This window comes from Winogradskyella sp. (assembly GCF_013213835.1).
Lineage (GTDB): Bacteria > Bacteroidota > Bacteroidia > Flavobacteriales > Flavobacteriaceae > Winogradskyella.
Window position 1 is genome coordinate 173,974 of record NZ_JABSSU010000001.1, and the last position, 16,067, is coordinate 190,040.

Genomic DNA, 16,067 nt, shown 5'->3' on the forward strand with positions numbered 1-16,067 from the left:
TTATTCTTTTTCTTCAATTAGCGCAATAATTTCTTTAAGTTCTTCAACACTTATTTTCTCTTCTTTCGCGAAGAATGAAACCACGTTTTTGTAGGAGCTGTTAAAATAGTTTTCAATGGCTGTAGACATGAATCGTTTTTTGTAATCTTCTTTGGATACAATTGGATAATATTGGTGTGTCTTACCGTAAGCATTATAACTCACATAACCCTTTTCTTCAAGGTTTCTAATGATAGTAGATAACGTATTATAATGTGGTTTTTCAGATACAATTTCTGCAAGTACATCCTTTACAAAAGCTTTTTCTAGCTTCCATAAAATGTGCATAATTTCTTCTTCTTTATTTGTTAGTTTTTGCATGTCTATTATCTATTGGAATCCAAATATAACTATAAAAATAGTTTTAAAACTATTTTTATAGTTATTTAACGAAAAATTTAGTTTTTAGTTTCTGTGAAAATGAAATACTATCTTCGTACTACTATTACAGATGGATTAATTTTGAAAATAAAAAATGAGCATATTATTAGTTGTTGCTGGGTTAGTTTTATTGGTTGTTGGTGGTGATTTTCTGGTCAGAGCTTCAGTAGGACTATCCTTTAAATTAAACATTTCAAAGCTTGTCATAGGTATGACAGTTGTGTCATTCGCGACTTCTGCGCCAGAATTATTGGTGAGTCTTCAAGCGGCATTTGATGGAGTTTCTGACATTGCCTTAGGAAATGTAATAGGATCTAATATTGCGAATATTGGATTGGTCCTAGGAATAACAGCTATTATTTCTCCTTTGGTTATAGAAAGAGATTTTTATAAATACAATTGGCCAATGATGATGTTAGTCTCTTTTGCATTGTATTATTTTTTAAAGAATGATGAAGTTTTAACGGCTGTTGAAGGAGCAATTTTGTTTATAGCACTTGTTATATTTTTAATAGTTCTTATAAACAATTCAATAAAATCCACGAAAAAAGCAAACTTAGAAGAAGTGGATGATGCTTTGGCTAAAGTTTCAAATTTTAAAATAATAGCTTGGTTATTAATTGGTGCGGCAGGATTATATTATGGCTCAGAATGGTTGGTTGATGGTGCTAAACAGCTTGCCAAAGCTGTTGGTATTAGCGATTATGCCATTTCTGTAACTGTGATTGCAATTGGCACAAGTGTCCCAGAATTAGCTGCTTCTGTAATTGCAGCTTTAAAAAAGGAAAAGGCCATTTCTTTAGGTAACTTAATTGGTTCAAATATTTTTAATATTGCTTCAGTACTAGGTTTAACTGCTATCATAAAACCAATTTCTGTTAATCCAAATACACCTGAAATTCTTTCAACCAATATTTTTTGGATGATTGCATTTGCTGCAGTATTAATTCCTTTAATGTTAATTCCAAAACGTATGGAATTGGGTCGTTACAAAGGGATGCTATTATTTGGGGCATATTTGTTTTTTATCTACATCACTCTAAAATAAAAAAGCCTGCAATTGCAGGCTTTTCATTTATATATTTAGTAGACTAGGATTTATACATCTGCAGACTTTACAGTCTTAATAATTCTCGCAGCAATTTTGTATGGGTCACCATTAGAAGCAGGTCTTCTGTCTTCTAACCAACCTTTCCAGCCTTTCTCAACAGTAATAATTGGAATACGGATAGAAGCACCTCTATCAGATACACCATAAGAGAAATCTGTAATTGCAGCAGTTTCATGATCTCCAGTTAAACGTTGGTCGTTGAATTCACCATAAACTTCGATATGTTCTTTAACCACAGGTCTAAATGCTTCACATATTTTTTCATAGGTTTCTTTGTTGCCAGCAGTTCTCAAAGTAGTGTTAGAGAAGTTTGCGTGCATACCAGAACCGTTCCAGTCCATATCTTTACCTAATGGTTTTGGGTGATACTCAATATACCAGCCGTATTTTTCAGTAAGTCTGTCTAATAAATAGCGTGCCACCCAAATTTCATCACCAGCTTTTTTAGCTCCTTTAGCAAACAATTGAAATTCCCACTGACCAGAAGCAACCTCTTGGTTAATACCTTCAAAGTTTAATCCTGCATCAATACATAAGTTAGCATGCTCTTCTACTAATTCTCTACCATGAGTGTTTTTACCTCCAACAGAACAATAATACATACCTTGCGGTGCAGGGTAACCTCCAACTGGGAAACCTAAAGGTAACTGAGTTTTTGTATCCATGATAAAGTACTCTTGTTCAAAACCAAACCAGAAATCATCATCTTCGTCATCAATAGTTGCTCTACCGTTAGAAACGTGTGGAGTTCCATCAGCGTTTAATACCTCTGTCATTACTAAATAACCATCTCTTCGTGCAGGATCTGGATAAATCGCTACTGGCTTTAATAAACAGTCAGAAGAACCACCTTCAGCTTGTCTTGTTGATGAACCATCAAAAGACCAAATAGGACAATCTTCTAATTTACCGCTAAAATTTTCTTCAATTTTAGTTTTACTTCTCATGTTTTGAGTTGGAAAGTAACCATCTAACCAAATGTACTCTAATTTAGACTTACTCATTTTGTTGATATTTAATGTAATAAAATTCGAAGTGCAAATATTGGGATTTTTTTTGTCTGGTCAAAAAAATGAGGGTCTTTTAGGTGAAATGTTATCAATAGTTGTTGATAACCCTAATTTTTGTAGGGTTAATATTTCTCTTTTTGAAAATATCGTATTTTTGACCTAAATTTTTGAGAATATGGCAACATTAAGATTTCATGCAGTAAAAGAATCATTAAAAAGGAAATCTTTAGAGATAAATGAATCTAAACGTAGGTCTGAGATTTTTGGTCAAAACGTCTTTAATGAATTGGCGATGCGTCAGTTTTTATCTAAAAATGCTCTAACAAGTATTTTAGAAGCAATTGAAAAGGGTTCAAAAATAGATCGTTTATTAGCCGATCACATTTCTATAGGAATGAAGGAATGGGCCATATCCAAAGGTGCTACGCATTATACACATTGGTTTCAACCTTTAACTGGTGCGACAGCTGAAAAGCATGATGCCTTTTTTGAGACTATTGGAGACGGTTTAGCTATAGAAAAATTTGACGGCAGTCAATTGGTACAGCAAGAACCTGATGCTTCTAGTTTTCCACATGGTGGAATTAGAAATACATTTGAAGCAAGAGGATATACGGCTTGGGATCCGACGTCGCCTGCATTTGTTTATGGTACAACATTATGTATTCCAACAGTTTTTGTATCGTATACAGGTGAAGCATTAGACTATAAAACACCATTGTTACGTGCTTTGCATGCTGTTGATAAGGCTGCGGTTGCTATTTGTAAGTATTTTGATAAGAATGTAAGAAAGGTAAGTGCTTCTTTAGGTTGGGAACAAGAGTATTTTTTAATTGATAATGCTCTTGCAAATTCTCGACCAGATATCGTTTTAACAGGAAGAACATTATTAGGTCATTCCCCAGCAAAGGGTCAGCAATTAGATGACCATTACTTTGGAACTATACCTAATAGAGTGATGGCATACATGCGAGATTTAGAAAATGAATGTATGTTACTTGGAATACCTGTAAAGACTAGACACAATGAAGTCGCGCCAAATCAATTTGAATTGGCGCCTATATTTGAAGAAGCAAATTTAGCTGTTGATCATAATTCGTTATTAATGGATGTAATGCAGAAAGTTGCTAAGCGCCATGATTTTAAGGTGCTCTTGCATGAAAAACCATTTGCCGGTGTAAATGGATCTGGTAAACATAATAATTGGAGCTTAAGTACAGATACGGGTGTTAATTTATTGTCACCTGGAAAAACTCCAATGAGTAATCTTCAGTTTTTAACCTTTTTTATTAATACTATTAAAGCGGTTCAGACATACGAAGAATTGCTAAGAGGTGCTATAGCTTCGGCTAGTAACGATCATCGACTTGGGGCTAATGAAGCACCACCAGCAATTATCTCTGTTTTTATTGGTCAACAATTAACCAAAGTGCTCGAGGAATTAGAAACGGTTACAAAAGGTAAATTGTCACCTAAAGAGAAAACAGATTTAAAACTAAATGTTGTTGGGAAAATCCCTGAGATACTATTAGATAATACCGATAGAAATAGAACTTCTCCATTTGCATTTACAGGTAATAAATTTGAATTTAGAGCAGTTGGGTCAAAAGCCAATTGTGCAAATCCAATGACAGTTCTGAATTCTATAGTTGCAAAACAACTGCTAGATTTTAAGAAGGAGGTTGACAATTTGATTGATGAAAAATCAATGAAAAAGGATGACGCTATCTTCAATGTGCTAAGAGAGTATATAAAAACCTCAAGATTGATTCTGTTTGAAGGTAATGGGTATAGTGAAGACTGGGAGAATCAAGCTAAGAAACGAGGTTTAAGTAATAACAAGTCTACGCCAGAAGCACTAAAAGTGAGAATTAGTAAACCTGTGATAGAGCTGTTTGATGGTCTCGGAGTAATGAATAAAGTCGAAGTTGAAGCGCGATATGAGATTGAAATGGAGGAGTACATTCTTCATACCCAAATAGAGAGTCGGGTTATAGGTGATATTGCCAGAAATCATGTGGTGCCAACGGCAGTAAGATATCAGAATATTTTGATTGAAAATGTTACAGGTCTCAAAACAATATATGGAGATAAATTTAAAGCTTATGCAAAAGAACAGTTAGAACTTATAGAGCAAATTTCAAAGCACATCGAAGCCATTAATTCATTGGTAACCAAGATGATAGATGAGAGAAAAACTTTAAATAAGAACTCTGACATAGGCAAAAAGGCAAATGGATATTGTAAAAAAGTAAAACCTTTATTTGAAGATATTAGATATCATTGTGATAAACTAGAGTTAATGATAGATGATGAGTTATGGCCATTAACAAAATACAGAGAGTTACTATTCACTAAATAGTCTTAATTCGTTCTATTTTATTGATAGATTTAAATAATTCTAGGTTTAACCTTTTCATTCATCGATATTTTATGTTAGATGGCGAGTTTTAACGGGGCGACGAATAGTCGTTAAAATCAGTTAAGCTGTAGATTGTGTGCTTTTTGTCGGTGTCAGGCGTTAATCATCGAAAACCTTCGAAATTTCTAATAAATTTATCAATTTCACTTCTTTGTAAAAATGTTTATTCTGTATTTTTGTAATGCTATTAATCAATAATTATCACAATGAAGAAATTACTACTAAGCGTAGCAATTCTTGTAGGGGCAACATTTATTTTGTCACTTGACAATGATTCGGATAACATGAAAGATGTTGTTAAAGAGGATGTTATAAGTATACAATCAAAGCTACAGGCAGAGTCTTAAGTCAGATAAATAATTGTCAGAATTTTAATCTCATTAATATTAAGATAAAAACTATTGTAAGTAATAGATTTTATCTTAATCTTTTGTGCTTATTTTTTATTTCTTATATTGAAATCCCCATTTGATCTTTAGCTAGACCTTACACAGAATAGTTGTTTTTACATGATGCTCAAATCTAAATTTTTAGTTTTAAATTTTGTTTTATGCTTAGGACTCACTTTGTCTAATGCACAGGATACACGAGACTATGATCAACTAGATCCATATAATAAATCTGAGTTTCAAAATGGGCAAAGAGAATATGCTAAGCTCGTGTTTTACGATTATAGGGGTACAAACGCCTTTGATGTTTCTTTTGGTGCTGCCACACTTGCTACAGGAAATACTGATAATAATAATTACGGATTCTATTACAGGCTGGGCTATAAGAGACATATTTTAGATCATTTTGCTTTAGGAGTATCTTACAATAACTATAAACTATCTTATAGTTTAATTGATCAAGAAGCGATAGAAATAGAACAGCAATTAAATTCTATAGATTTTAACTTTGAATATATTGTACTCCCATATGATGAGTATACACCATTTTTTTATGCTGGTTTTGGATATAATGCATTAGATTCTTTTGAGGTAAGTTCAATAAAACTACAGTTAGGTTTTGGTATGGAATATATTGTGACAGATAAATTAGGTGTGCGATTATTTGGTGAATATAACCATAGCATGGATGATGATATGGAGTTTTTAATCAATGATCAAGATGATGATACCATTATTAGAGTAGGTGTTGGTTTAAATTTCTATTTTGGTGGATCAAAAGAAAAAGAAAGAAGACTTGAAAGTATTCCAACAGTAATCAAATCAAATTTGATTGAAGAAGAATAACAATAATTCATTTCAATTCTTACTTTTGCATTTCCAATAAATAAGACTTCTCAATGAGTAATTCGGTAAGTAAAAGATATGCGCAAAGAGGTGTTTCTGCATCTAAGGAAGACGTGCATAATGCCATTAAGAATATTGATAAGGGTTTGTTTCCTAAAGCCTTTTGTAAAATTGTTCCAGATTACTTAACAAACGATGAGGATTACTGTTTAATAATGCATGCTGATGGTGCCGGGACCAAATCATCGTTGGCATATATGTATTGGAAGGAAACAGGCGATAGTTCTGTATGGAAAGGAATTGCGCAGGATGCCTTAATCATGAATATTGACGATTTATTGTGTGTTGGTGCCACAGATAATATCATGCTGTCATCAACAATAGGGAGAAATAAAAATTTAATCCCAGGTGAAGTCATCTCTGCAATCATCAACGGAACAGAAGAATTAATTGCAGATTTAAAATCTTTTGGTGTAGAAATACACTCTACTGGAGGTGAAACAGCAGATGTGGGTGATTTAGTGCGAACGATTATTGTCGATTCAACTGTAACAGCACGTATGAAGCGCGAAGATGTCATTGACAATGCCAATATAAAAGCTGACGATGTTATTGTTGGATTGGAGTCTTTTGGACAAGCATCATACGAAACTGAATATAATGGTGGCATGGGAAGTAATGGCCTTACTTCTGCAAGACACGATGTTTTTGCTAAATACTTAGCTGAAAAATATCCTGAAAGTTTTGACGCTGCTGTACCAGAAGAATTGGTGTATTCTGGTCAAACTAAATTAACTGATAGTATTGAACACTCACCAATTGACGCTGGTAAACTTGTATTATCACCTACAAGAACCTATGCACCAATTATAAAGGCAATTTTAAATAAATACAATAATGATACTATTCATGGTATGGTACATTGTAGTGGTGGTGCACAGACTAAGATTCTTCATTTTGTTGATGACCTTCACATTGTAAAAGATAATATGTTTGCAATTCCTCCTTTATTTAAATTGATACAAGAGCAATCAAAAACAGATTGGAAAGAAATGTATCAGGTATTTAATTGTGGTCATCGCATGGAGCTTTATGTTGATCCTGCAATTGCCGAGGACATCATTGCCATTTCAAATTCTTTTAATGTTAATGCTCAAATTATTGGTAGAGTAGAAGCGTCAGACACCAAAAAACTTACTATAAGAAGTGAATACGGCACTTTTGAGTATTAATCAAAGTGTACCTTCACTAAGGTATTTGTAATCTTCGAGTTCAGAAAGGTTTCCAATTTTTTTTGTTGTACCGTTTTTTAGTAAGTATATGTCGTCTGAGCAATCAATGACGTGCTTATACATATGATCAGAGATAATCATTATTTTATGCGCCTTTTCAAGAATAATTAATTGTTTTATTTTTTCTATATGAAGAGGTGCGATATGAGAAAATGGTTCGTCCAAAAAAACAATTTTACTTTCTGATTTTAAAATAATATAGGTTTCAACAATCCGTCTTTCTCCGCCAGACAATTCTTTTAGCCGCGAATTTTTATAATTCTCAAAAGGCTCAAAATTCATAATGAAGTCATTCCAATCAATTTTAAATAAATTGAAAGCATAAGATAGCTTCATACTTTTTGGAATAAAGTTATATTGAGGTAAAAACTTTACAAGACCGGTTTTATAAAGTGGTTTTAGAATAGGTGTATTGTTTATTCTAACCAATTTATATTTTGGTTGTAAATTTCCAAAAGCAATATTCATAAGGCTACTTTTTCCGCAACCGTTTTGACCTAAAATAGAAGTAACTATTCCGGTTTCTCCTTTTAGGTAAATACCATGTAAAATACGTGTATTATTAAAGTAGAGTTCTACATTATCTAGTTCAAATATCATTATTAATTATGTAAATTCCTTAAACACAATAAGGAAACTGATCGTTAAAACGCAGTCTAAAATAAACATGGAAGAAAAAAGCCTTAACGGCGTAATTCCAAGATTTTTATAAAAGGTCAATTTTCGTTTATTTGGTGTTTCTCTTACGTAGTACCATGCAAAAACCGTTAAAAATAATTTGGTGACTATAGCTGGTACTAAATGCGGATTGAAAAATCCTATAAGAGCTGTTATTATAGAAGACCAAACTACAAACGGTTTGTAAAATGCAAGTATAGCTAGGAATCTCTGCATCATATATTCCTAACGTATAATCTATAGAATTTATTTCTTATTTTTTTTGATTGTTAATTATTGCTATTAATTGATTTTATTCTTAAACTGGCTTCATTTTAGCCGGTTTGGTCATTTTGTGTCGATTTTTTTAACATTATTTTCGATGAAATACACAAAAGTATCGATTAAATTACATATCTTTACCTCAACTTTTAAGCCCCTACTCTCATGAAAAACGCAAAAGTCATCGACATTGTGGATGGAAACATTGTCGATAATCAAATTCAATTTCAAGACTTATTAATTAGTATTTCTGAAAAATTTATCAATCACGATCTTTCGGATATAGATAATTTAATAGAAACATCTCTACGTCAAATAGGCCAGTTTGTTAATGCTGATCGAAGTTATGTTTTTACCTATGACCTCGTTAATAAAACCACTTCAAACACGCATGAGTGGTGTAACATTGGGATTCAACCTGAAAAAGAAAATTTACAGAATGTACCTGTAGATTTTATTAAAGATTGGATGAATGCTCATGAAAAAGGAAAAGCATTTTATGTGCCTGAGGTAGCTTTACTTCCAAAGTCTGAAGACGAGTATAGTTTAAGGAATCTTTTGGAACCTCAAGGAATTAAAAGCCTAATAGCAATACCACAAATAAGAGATAATAAACTCATTGGTTTTGTAGGTTTTGATTCAGTAAGACATATCTATAACTACTCAGACAACGAAAAGGATATTTTGTTTGTTTTTGCCAATATGTTGGCTAACGTTCAACAAAGAAAAGAACAAGATGATATTATTAAGGAACAAGAGCGTAAAAAGGAAATTTTACTTAAGAATTTATCGGATCGCAATGAGAAGTTAAATGAATATGCACAGATGGTGTCTCATGATTTGAAATCACCACTTATTAATATGAATAACCTTGTAGAATGGTTTATTATGGATAATAAAGATCTTATTAGTGAAGAACGTATGCAACCTTTAAGGAACGTACTTTTTAATGCTGAAAAAATGGATGCGTTAATTAAAGGAATACTTGACTATTCTGTAGTTTCAGAAGAAGATTCTTTAAATAACGAAGTTGATTTAAATGAGCTTTTGGCAGAATTAAAAATGATGATGGCAATTTCTGAGAATATTTTTGTCATTGTTCAGGAGAATTTACCAAGTCTTTATGGAAATAAATTAAAATTTCAACAACTTTTTCAAAACCTAATTCAAAATGCCATTAAGTTTAATGACAAAGACAAAGGTATTATTGAGGTGACTTGTAAGACAAAAGACGATCATTATGAGTTTGCAGTCAGTGATAATGGTATAGGGATAAATGCTGTTTATTTTGATAAAATCTTTAAAACATTTACAAAACTAGAGAGCTCAAGTTCTTCTTCAGGTGTTGGCCTTGCTATTGTTAAAAAAGTAGTAGAATTAAACCAAGGTACAATCTGGTTAGAAAGTGAAGAGGGAAAAGGAACTACTTTCTTCTTTACTATAAAAAAATAATATTCAAAAACCACCAGCATTTACTGTGAGACAGGATGTGTTGACTTTTGTTAATATGTCCTGTAAACACGCGCTTTAGAATTCATAAATTATCGTATTTTTGAAAATCAATTTTTGAAGATAGATGTTAGAGAAAATACAAATTGTAAAGCAACGTTTTGATGAGGTGAACGATTTAATTATTCAACCAGATATTATATCAGATCAAAAACGATATATACAATTAAATAAAGAATACAAGGACTTAAAAAAGATAGTGGATAAAGGTGTTATTTACCAAGAACTTCTTGATAATATCGCTGAAGCTGAAGAAATAATTTCTGATGGTTCTGACGCAGAAATGGTTGAAATGGCTAAAATGCAGTTAGATGAAGCTAAAGAAGCTTTACCCGCTATCGAAGAGGAAATACGTTTCTTATTAATTCCTAAAGATCCAGATGATGGTAAAAACGCTGTAGTTGAAATTAGAGCAGGAGCTGGTGGAGACGAAGCTAGTATTTTTGCAGGTGATTTATATAGAATGTATTCTAAGTTTTGTTCTGATAAGGGTTGGAGTACTAGTGTGGTAAACATCAGTGAAGGAACTTCAGGTGGTTTTAAAGAAATCATTTTTGAAGTCAACGGTGAAGATGTTTACGGAACTTTAAAATTTGAAGCTGGTGTACATCGTGTACAACGTGTACCACAAACAGAAACCCAAGGTCGTGTACATACAAGTACAACTACTGTCATGGTTTCACCAGAAGTTGAGGAGTTTGATTACGAGTTAGACATGACTGAGGTGAGAATTGAAAGAACTACATCAACAGGACCTGGAGGACAATCAGTAAATACAACCTATTCTGCTATTAAACTTCATCACGAACCAACTGGTATGATTGTAAGTTGTCAAGATCAGAAATCATCACATAAAAACTTAGAGAAAGCATTAAAGGTTTTACGTTCTAGACTCTATGAAAGAGAGTTAGAGAAGCAGCTAGAAGCTGATTCTGAACGAAGAAAGAGTATCATAAAACGTGGTGACAGAAGTGAAAAGATCAGAACCTATAATTATCCACAAGGTCGTGTTACAGACCATAGAATTGGTTTAACCTTATATGATCTTTCTAACATCATTAATGGTGATATTCAAAAAATTATAGATGAACTCATGTTAGCTGAAAATACAGAACTACTTAAAGCCAACGACGATATAATTTAAATTCTAGCCTCTTTTCGAGGCTTTTTTTATGAAGAGGAAATTATTAATTCTTTTATCTGTTTTAGCTTCGATCCTAATTATTGGGAGAATAACAGGAATGTTAAGTTATTATAACGTTCCAAGTACTTCTAATGAGCCAAACATTAAATTCAATTCAAGGATTATAGGAACTAATTTGATAAAACCTCAACGATTAGATTTTGCATATTTTAAGTTCTCTGATAGCATAAATGGTATGACTTTAATAAAACGACTCATTGCCTTGCCAGGTGATAAGTTGCAATCCATTAATGGTGAGATTTATATTAATGATCGTAATGTTGATAAAGATCTAAATCTAAGGTATTCTTACAAGGTTCATAAAAATCAAGCAGAACATTTGTATAAGGATTTTAAAAATGATGAATCATTTGATATTTTTAATATTGAAAAAGATTCATGCTTAGTTTTTTTGGATAAGAATTATTTTAAGGATAAGAAACTAAAGCTTAAACGATATTTTTATGTAAACGACTTAAGTCATGTTTCTAAAGATATTTCGTCAAAACATAAAATATGGGACTCAAATAATTTTGGACCTATAATTGTGCCAGAAGGAAAGTATTTCTTTCTAGGTGACAATCGAGATAATTCACTAGATTCTAGATTCCGCGGTTTTGTGGATTATGAAAATATATTAGGAACATTGATACTTCAATTTTGATGAGAACAAACCAACTTGTAGAAGAAATCAAAAAAAAGCAGTCCTTTCTTTGTATTGGGTTAGATGTAGATTTAAATAAGATACCTAAACATTTATTGGAAGAAGAAGATCCAATATTTGCATTTAATAAAGCTATTATAGATGCCACACATCATTTGTGTGTGGCTTATAAACCAAATACTGCTTTTTATGAAGCTTACGGTTTAAAAGGATGGCAAGCATTAGAGAAAACCATTAATTACTTAAATGAAAATTATCCTGAAATCTATACCATTGCTGATGCAAAACGCGGTGATATAGGTAATACTAGTACCATGTATGCGAAAGCATTTTTTGAAGATTTAGGGTTTGATAGTGTTACGGTTGCACCTTATATGGGTAAAGATTCTGTAGAACCATTCTTGGCTTTTGAGGATAAGCATACTATTCTTTTAGCCTTAACTTCTAATCAAGGTGCATTTGATTTTCAAACAAAACAAGTAGAAGGAAAAGAATTATATAAGTCAGTTCTTAAAACTTCAAAAACTTGGACTAACTCTGATAATTTAATGTATGTTGTTGGTGCTACCAAAGCAGAGTTTTTAGCAGACATCAGAACTATAATTCCGGATAGTTTTTTATTAGTGCCTGGTGTTGGTGCTCAAGGAGGAAACTTGCAAGACGTTTGTAAATACGGTATGAATGATTCTGTAGGTTTATTAATTAATTCTTCTCGAGGTATTATCTATGCTTCTCAAAATGAAGATTTTGCTGCCGCAGCGGCAAGTAAAGCTTCTGAACTTCAAGTAGAAATGAAAGAAGAACTTAATCGTCATTTCTGAAATGACGTATAAAGATCAACTAAATAGACGTATTCAGTTAGATCGTGTGCCAAAACGCATTGTGTCTTTGGTGCCTTCTCAAACCGAATTGCTGGTTGATTTAGGTTTGAAATCGTCAATAGTTGGTGTGACCAAGTTTTGTGTGCATCCTCGCAGTCTTAGAAAGGAAGTTGAAGTTGTTGGCGGAACGAAGCATGTTAAAGTTCAAAAAATAAAGGATTTACAACCAGATATCATTCTCTGCAATAAAGAAGAGAATTCTAGAGAGATAATAGAGTCTTTAAAAGATGTGGCGCCAATTCATATTAGCGATATTTATAATCTTGAAGATTGCTATGAGTTGATGGCAATGTATGGTGATGTATTTGAGGTTCAGGCAAAAGCTGAAGAAATTATATCAGATATTGAAGCTCTACGAGGAACATTTCAGCAAAAGATTCAACATAAAACTAAATTAAAAATCGCATACTTCATTTGGAAAAAGCCTTGGATGGTTGCTGCGTCTCACACATTCATTGATAGCATGATAACTGAAGCTGGTTTTGAGAATGCTTTTAGTGATTTAGAACGTTATCCAGAAATTAATATGAACCACTCTTTATTAAAGAAGGCGGATTTGATCTTTCTCTCTAGCGAACCTTATCCATTTAAAGAAGAACATGTAAATGAGCTTAAATTTAAATTCCCTGAAAAAAAGATTATCATTGTAGATGGTGAATTATTTTCATGGTATGGTAGCAGGCTGAAGCATTCATTTACTTATTTTGAAACCTTAATAAAATAAAAAAGCCGGCACTAACTACTTACCGACTTTTCTAATCTAACTAACTGTTCTAATCTCTTTTAAGACTCAATTTAATGTATCTTTTGCTTTGCAAATATCTGTTTTTTTTGATGGTTTTATGTTATGAAAATATTAGCATATAATTAAATGTAGTTTACTAACTTGTAGCAAATCAGTCAATCATGAAAACAAAATCACTTTTTTACAGCCTTTTATTTCTTTCAATTTTTGCAACTGCACAAAATAATACATGCGCTTGTTGCACGGAGAAACATTCAGAATTTGATTTTTGGATAGGAACTTGGGAAGTAACAAATCCTAATGGTACTAAGGCAGGTCATAACGTATTAATAAAGGTTGAAGATAATTGCGTTTTACGCGAAAACTGGACGAGCGCAACACCAGGTTATACGGGTACAAGTAATAGCTTTTATAATTCTAAAACGAATCAGTGGGAGCAAGTTTGGGTAGATAACCAAGGACAAAGCTTACATCTAAAAGGTAATAAAGTTGGTAATCAGATGATTCTTAGAACTGACGACGAAAAAAATGCAGGAGGAAAAATATTTTATCATCAAGTGACCTGGACTGATAATGCAGATGGTACTGTAAGGCAAAAATGGGAAACCTTTACCGAAGGACAAGATGTTGTAGTAGCCTTTGATGGCTTGTATAAACCAAAAGATTAACTAGTTCTCAGAAATGAATTATCAGTTATAAATGATAACTTATTAATTTCATGTAAAACCTTTTTAGCTCTGTATTCTGAGAAGTCACTTAATGCATGATCTGTTTGTCTAAGATTATAAGCATCTTCAATTAATCCAAGATACTCCTGCATAAGCATATTCCTTTTTTGAGCCAGTTTTTTAGAATAATTCACAGTATTACATTTATTATCAGCTCTTTAAATGTAATAAATAAATATATAAAAATTGAAAAATGTTTATAACTATTTGCTTAAAAGAACACTTTGTAAGTTTAGTCTTGCAAAGCAAATACCTTTTTTAGTAAATCTGTGGTTCTGCTAGACACCTTATTTCTAATTTCTTTCTCTTCAACAGCTATCATTGTGTAAACACCTTTGAGAGCTTCTCCTGTTACATAATCAGTTAAATCCGGATTAACATCATTGGTCAATGGTAGGTTGTTGTACTTTGTGATGAGATTTGTCCAAATTTGATCAGCACCTACTTTACCAAAAGAATTGCTGATTACAGGTTTAAACTTATTATATAAAGCAGTTTCTGTTTTAGAACTAAGATAAGTAGTTGCCGCATTATCGTCACCTAATAAAATGTTTTTAGCATCATCAAAAGTGATATCCTTTACAGCATTAACAAAAATTGGTGTGGCTTCTTTTACTGCATCTTCAGCAGCTCTATTAAGTGCCTTTAAACCTTCGTCAGCGAGACTACTTAATCCTACTTTTCTTAACGCATTATCCACTTTTTGTAATTCTTCTGGTAGTAATATTTTTACTAAGTCATTTTTATAAAAGCCATCACGTTGTGTCAATTTAGATACTTGCTTTTCAATACCTTTATCCAAAGCTTGTCTTAGGCCAGTGGCAATATCAGCATTGCTTAAAACATTACCAGTTTGTGGTAGCGAATCCACAACTTGCTGGAGTTCCGCACAAGATTGGAATATAAATAAGATCGCAATTAAAAGTAGAATACGTTTCATGAGTTTTTCTTTAAAAGTATTAATATTTAGGAGAAAATAACGGTCTTATTGTTATAAACCATTACTTTTCTGTTAGCGTGTAGTTTAATAGCTGTAGACAGCACTATTTTTTCCAAATCTCGTCCTTTTGCAATGAGATCTTTTATTGAATGTGTATGTGATACATGTGCTACATCCTGTTCAATAATTGGTCCTGCATCAAGCTCTTCGGTTATATAGTGACTTGTAGCCCCAATTATTTTGACACCTCTTTTATATGCTGAATGATAAGGTTTAGCACCAACAAATGCAGGTAAAAACGAGTGATGAATATTAATAATCTTATTCGGGTATTTATCAATAAGTCGATTAGAAACAATCTGCATGTATCTCGCTAATACAACAAAATCTATATCATAGGAACTCAACAACTCCAACTGTTTTTCTTCAGCTTCTGCTTTTGTTTCTTTAGAGATAGGGACATGATAAAAAGGAATTTTAAAACTATCTGCAATTGGTTTTAAATCTTTGTGGTTACTCAATATGAAGGGAATTTCTAAATGCAGCTCACCAGAATTATAACGTCCAAGAATGTCATACAGGCAATGATCATATTTAGAGACAAACAAGGCCATTTTTGGTTTTTTATTTGCAGAATAGATATTCCATTGTAAACCATAATCAATAGCTAAGGTTTTGCTAAAAAGATCTTTAAACCCTTTAATTGAGAAATCATCATTTTCGAATTCGCACTCTAAACGCATAAAGAAGATATCTTGTTCTCTATCAACATGCTGATCAATATAAATGATATTACCTCTATTAGAAGCAATAAAATTCGTGACAGAAGCGATAATATTCGGTTGATCTTTACAATGTATTAAGAGTGTGATTTTATTCATAATTCCACCTTTAAAAAAGTTTAAAATTAAATAAAATAGTAAGTGAAGCCATGAGATTTTGATTTTTAGAAAATTGTTAATTTCAAGTGTCTTTTTTTGAATAATAT

16 protein-coding genes are annotated in these 16,067 nt (G+C 32.2%); 10 read left to right on the forward strand and 6 right to left on the reverse strand.

Translation table 11 applies throughout. From position 1 onward, the window contains the following. Positions 1-360 (reverse strand): BlaI/MecI/CopY family transcriptional regulator, encoded by a 360-nt coding sequence (locus HRU50_RS00840; RefSeq protein WP_296347128.1) that lies wholly within the window; start codon positions 358-360, stop codon positions 1-3. Positions 361-514: 154 nt separating this feature from the next. On the opposite strand from HRU50_RS00840, the gene HRU50_RS00845 reads away from it, so the two are divergent. Further along, the gene (locus tag HRU50_RS00845; RefSeq protein WP_296347130.1) at positions 515-1,468 is read left to right on the forward strand and encodes a calcium/sodium antiporter; all 954 of its coding nucleotides are present in this window, start codon (positions 515-517) and stop codon (positions 1,466-1,468) included. A 50-nt stretch (positions 1,469-1,518) separates the two neighbouring features. On the opposite strand, the gene HRU50_RS00850 is transcribed toward HRU50_RS00845, so the two are convergent. Continuing rightward, entirely contained in the window at positions 1,519-2,535 is a 1,017-nt protein-coding gene (locus tag HRU50_RS00850; protein WP_296347132.1) for a glutamine synthetase beta-grasp domain-containing protein, read from the reverse strand. 181 nt (positions 2,536-2,716) lie between these two features. Here HRU50_RS00850 and HRU50_RS00855 point away from each other — a divergent pair, with 181 nt between their 5' ends. The 3 genes from HRU50_RS00855 to HRU50_RS00865 all read left to right on the forward strand — a co-directional run bounded on the left by HRU50_RS00855 (position 2,717) and on the right by HRU50_RS00865 (position 7,430). Further along, the gene (locus HRU50_RS00855; protein ID WP_296347134.1) at positions 2,717-4,903 is read left to right on the forward strand and encodes a glutamine synthetase III; all 2,187 of its coding nucleotides are present in this window, start codon (positions 2,717-2,719) and stop codon (positions 4,901-4,903) included. A gap of 569 nt (positions 4,904-5,472) precedes the next feature. After that, positions 5,473-6,198, forward strand: a complete 726-nt coding sequence (locus HRU50_RS00860) for an outer membrane beta-barrel protein (protein ID WP_296347136.1) — start codon at positions 5,473-5,475, stop codon at positions 6,196-6,198. A 53-nt stretch (positions 6,199-6,251) separates the two neighbouring features. After that, the gene (locus HRU50_RS00865) at positions 6,252-7,430 is read left to right on the forward strand and encodes an AIR synthase related protein (RefSeq protein WP_296347138.1); all 1,179 of its coding nucleotides are present in this window, start codon (positions 6,252-6,254) and stop codon (positions 7,428-7,430) included. Here the strand turns inward: HRU50_RS00865 and HRU50_RS00870 are convergent, their stop codons facing one another. Continuing rightward, positions 7,431-8,090 (reverse strand): ATP-binding cassette domain-containing protein, encoded by a 660-nt coding sequence (locus HRU50_RS00870; protein ID WP_296347139.1) that lies wholly within the window; start codon positions 8,088-8,090, stop codon positions 7,431-7,433. It abuts the gene before it with no gap. Positions 8,091-8,594: 504 nt separating this feature from the next. Between HRU50_RS00870 and HRU50_RS00875 the strand changes: the two genes are divergently transcribed. From HRU50_RS00875 to HRU50_RS00900, 6 genes are all read left to right on the forward strand, one after another. Next, complete coding sequence (locus HRU50_RS00875; RefSeq protein ID WP_296347141.1) at positions 8,595-9,881, forward strand: ATP-binding protein; 1,287 nt, start codon at positions 8,595-8,597, stop codon at positions 9,879-9,881. Between the two features lie 124 nt (positions 9,882-10,005). Then, complete coding sequence (gene prfA / locus HRU50_RS00880; protein WP_296347144.1) at positions 10,006-11,082, forward strand: peptide chain release factor 1; 1,077 nt, start codon at positions 10,006-10,008, stop codon at positions 11,080-11,082. Positions 11,083-11,110: 28 nt separating this feature from the next. Then, positions 11,111-11,785 (forward strand): signal peptidase I, encoded by a 675-nt coding sequence (lepB, locus tag HRU50_RS00885; protein WP_296347147.1) that lies wholly within the window; start codon positions 11,111-11,113, stop codon positions 11,783-11,785. Beyond that, positions 11,785-12,606 carry an orotidine-5'-phosphate decarboxylase gene (gene pyrF / locus HRU50_RS00890; protein ID WP_296347149.1) on the forward strand — a complete coding sequence of 274 codons (822 nt, stop codon included), beginning with the start codon at positions 11,785-11,787 and terminating at the stop codon, positions 12,604-12,606. Before lepB ends, pyrF begins: the two co-directional genes overlap by 1 nt. A gap of 1 nt (position 12,607) precedes the next feature. Continuing rightward, positions 12,608-13,390 (forward strand): ABC transporter substrate-binding protein, encoded by a 783-nt coding sequence (locus HRU50_RS00895; protein ID WP_296347151.1) that lies wholly within the window; start codon positions 12,608-12,610, stop codon positions 13,388-13,390. A gap of 182 nt (positions 13,391-13,572) precedes the next feature. Then, positions 13,573-14,079: a hypothetical protein gene (locus HRU50_RS00900; protein WP_296347152.1), complete on the forward strand. Its 507-nt coding sequence runs from the start codon at positions 13,573-13,575 to the stop codon at positions 14,077-14,079. Here HRU50_RS00900 and HRU50_RS00905 read toward each other — a convergent pair. The 3 genes from HRU50_RS00905 to purU form a co-directional block, all read right to left on the reverse strand. Continuing rightward, positions 14,076-14,273: a Lacal_2735 family protein gene (locus HRU50_RS00905; RefSeq protein WP_296347153.1), complete on the reverse strand. Its 198-nt coding sequence runs from the start codon at positions 14,271-14,273 to the stop codon at positions 14,076-14,078. The two genes, HRU50_RS00900 and HRU50_RS00905, sit on opposite strands and share 4 nt — an antisense overlap. 98 nt (positions 14,274-14,371) lie before the next feature. Continuing rightward, positions 14,372-15,079, reverse strand: coding sequence for a DUF4197 domain-containing protein (locus HRU50_RS00910; protein WP_296347155.1), 708 nt, complete (start codon positions 15,077-15,079; stop codon positions 14,372-14,374). A gap of 26 nt (positions 15,080-15,105) precedes the next feature. Further along, positions 15,106-15,960 (reverse strand): formyltetrahydrofolate deformylase, encoded by an 855-nt coding sequence (purU, locus tag HRU50_RS00915; RefSeq protein ID WP_296347157.1) that lies wholly within the window; start codon positions 15,958-15,960, stop codon positions 15,106-15,108. Positions 15,961-16,067 lie beyond the last annotated feature (107 nt).

Bases quoted from the DNA above. Each gene is read 5' to 3' on its own strand.
- HRU50_RS00840 (WP_296347128.1), bottom strand. From the start codon at position 360: ATGCAAAAACTAACAAATAAAGAAGAAGAAATTATGCACATTTTATGG.
- HRU50_RS00845 (WP_296347130.1), top strand. From the start codon at position 515: ATGAGCATATTATTAGTTGTTGCTGGGTTAGTTTTATTGGTTGTTGGT.
- HRU50_RS00850 (WP_296347132.1), bottom strand. From the start codon at position 2,535: ATGAGTAAGTCTAAATTAGAGTACATTTGGTTAGATGGTTACTTTCCA.
- HRU50_RS00855 (WP_296347134.1), top strand. From the start codon at position 2,717: ATGGCAACATTAAGATTTCATGCAGTAAAAGAATCATTAAAAAGGAAA.
- HRU50_RS00860 (WP_296347136.1), top strand. From the start codon at position 5,473: ATGATGCTCAAATCTAAATTTTTAGTTTTAAATTTTGTTTTATGCTTA.
- HRU50_RS00865 (WP_296347138.1), top strand. From the start codon at position 6,252: ATGAGTAATTCGGTAAGTAAAAGATATGCGCAAAGAGGTGTTTCTGCA.
- HRU50_RS00870 (WP_296347139.1), bottom strand. From the start codon at position 8,090: ATGATATTTGAACTAGATAATGTAGAACTCTACTTTAATAATACACGT.
- HRU50_RS00875 (WP_296347141.1), top strand. From the start codon at position 8,595: ATGAAAAACGCAAAAGTCATCGACATTGTGGATGGAAACATTGTCGAT.
- prfA (WP_296347144.1), top strand. From the start codon at position 10,006: ATGTTAGAGAAAATACAAATTGTAAAGCAACGTTTTGATGAGGTGAAC.
- lepB (WP_296347147.1), top strand. From the start codon at position 11,111: ATGAAGAGGAAATTATTAATTCTTTTATCTGTTTTAGCTTCGATCCTA.
- pyrF (WP_296347149.1), top strand. From the start codon at position 11,785: ATGAGAACAAACCAACTTGTAGAAGAAATCAAAAAAAAGCAGTCCTTT.
- HRU50_RS00895 (WP_296347151.1), top strand. From the start codon at position 12,608: ATGACGTATAAAGATCAACTAAATAGACGTATTCAGTTAGATCGTGTG.
- HRU50_RS00900 (WP_296347152.1), top strand. From the start codon at position 13,573: ATGAAAACAAAATCACTTTTTTACAGCCTTTTATTTCTTTCAATTTTT.
- HRU50_RS00910 (WP_296347155.1), bottom strand. From the start codon at position 15,079: ATGAAACGTATTCTACTTTTAATTGCGATCTTATTTATATTCCAATCT.
- purU (WP_296347157.1), bottom strand. From the start codon at position 15,960: ATGAATAAAATCACACTCTTAATACATTGTAAAGATCAACCGAATATT.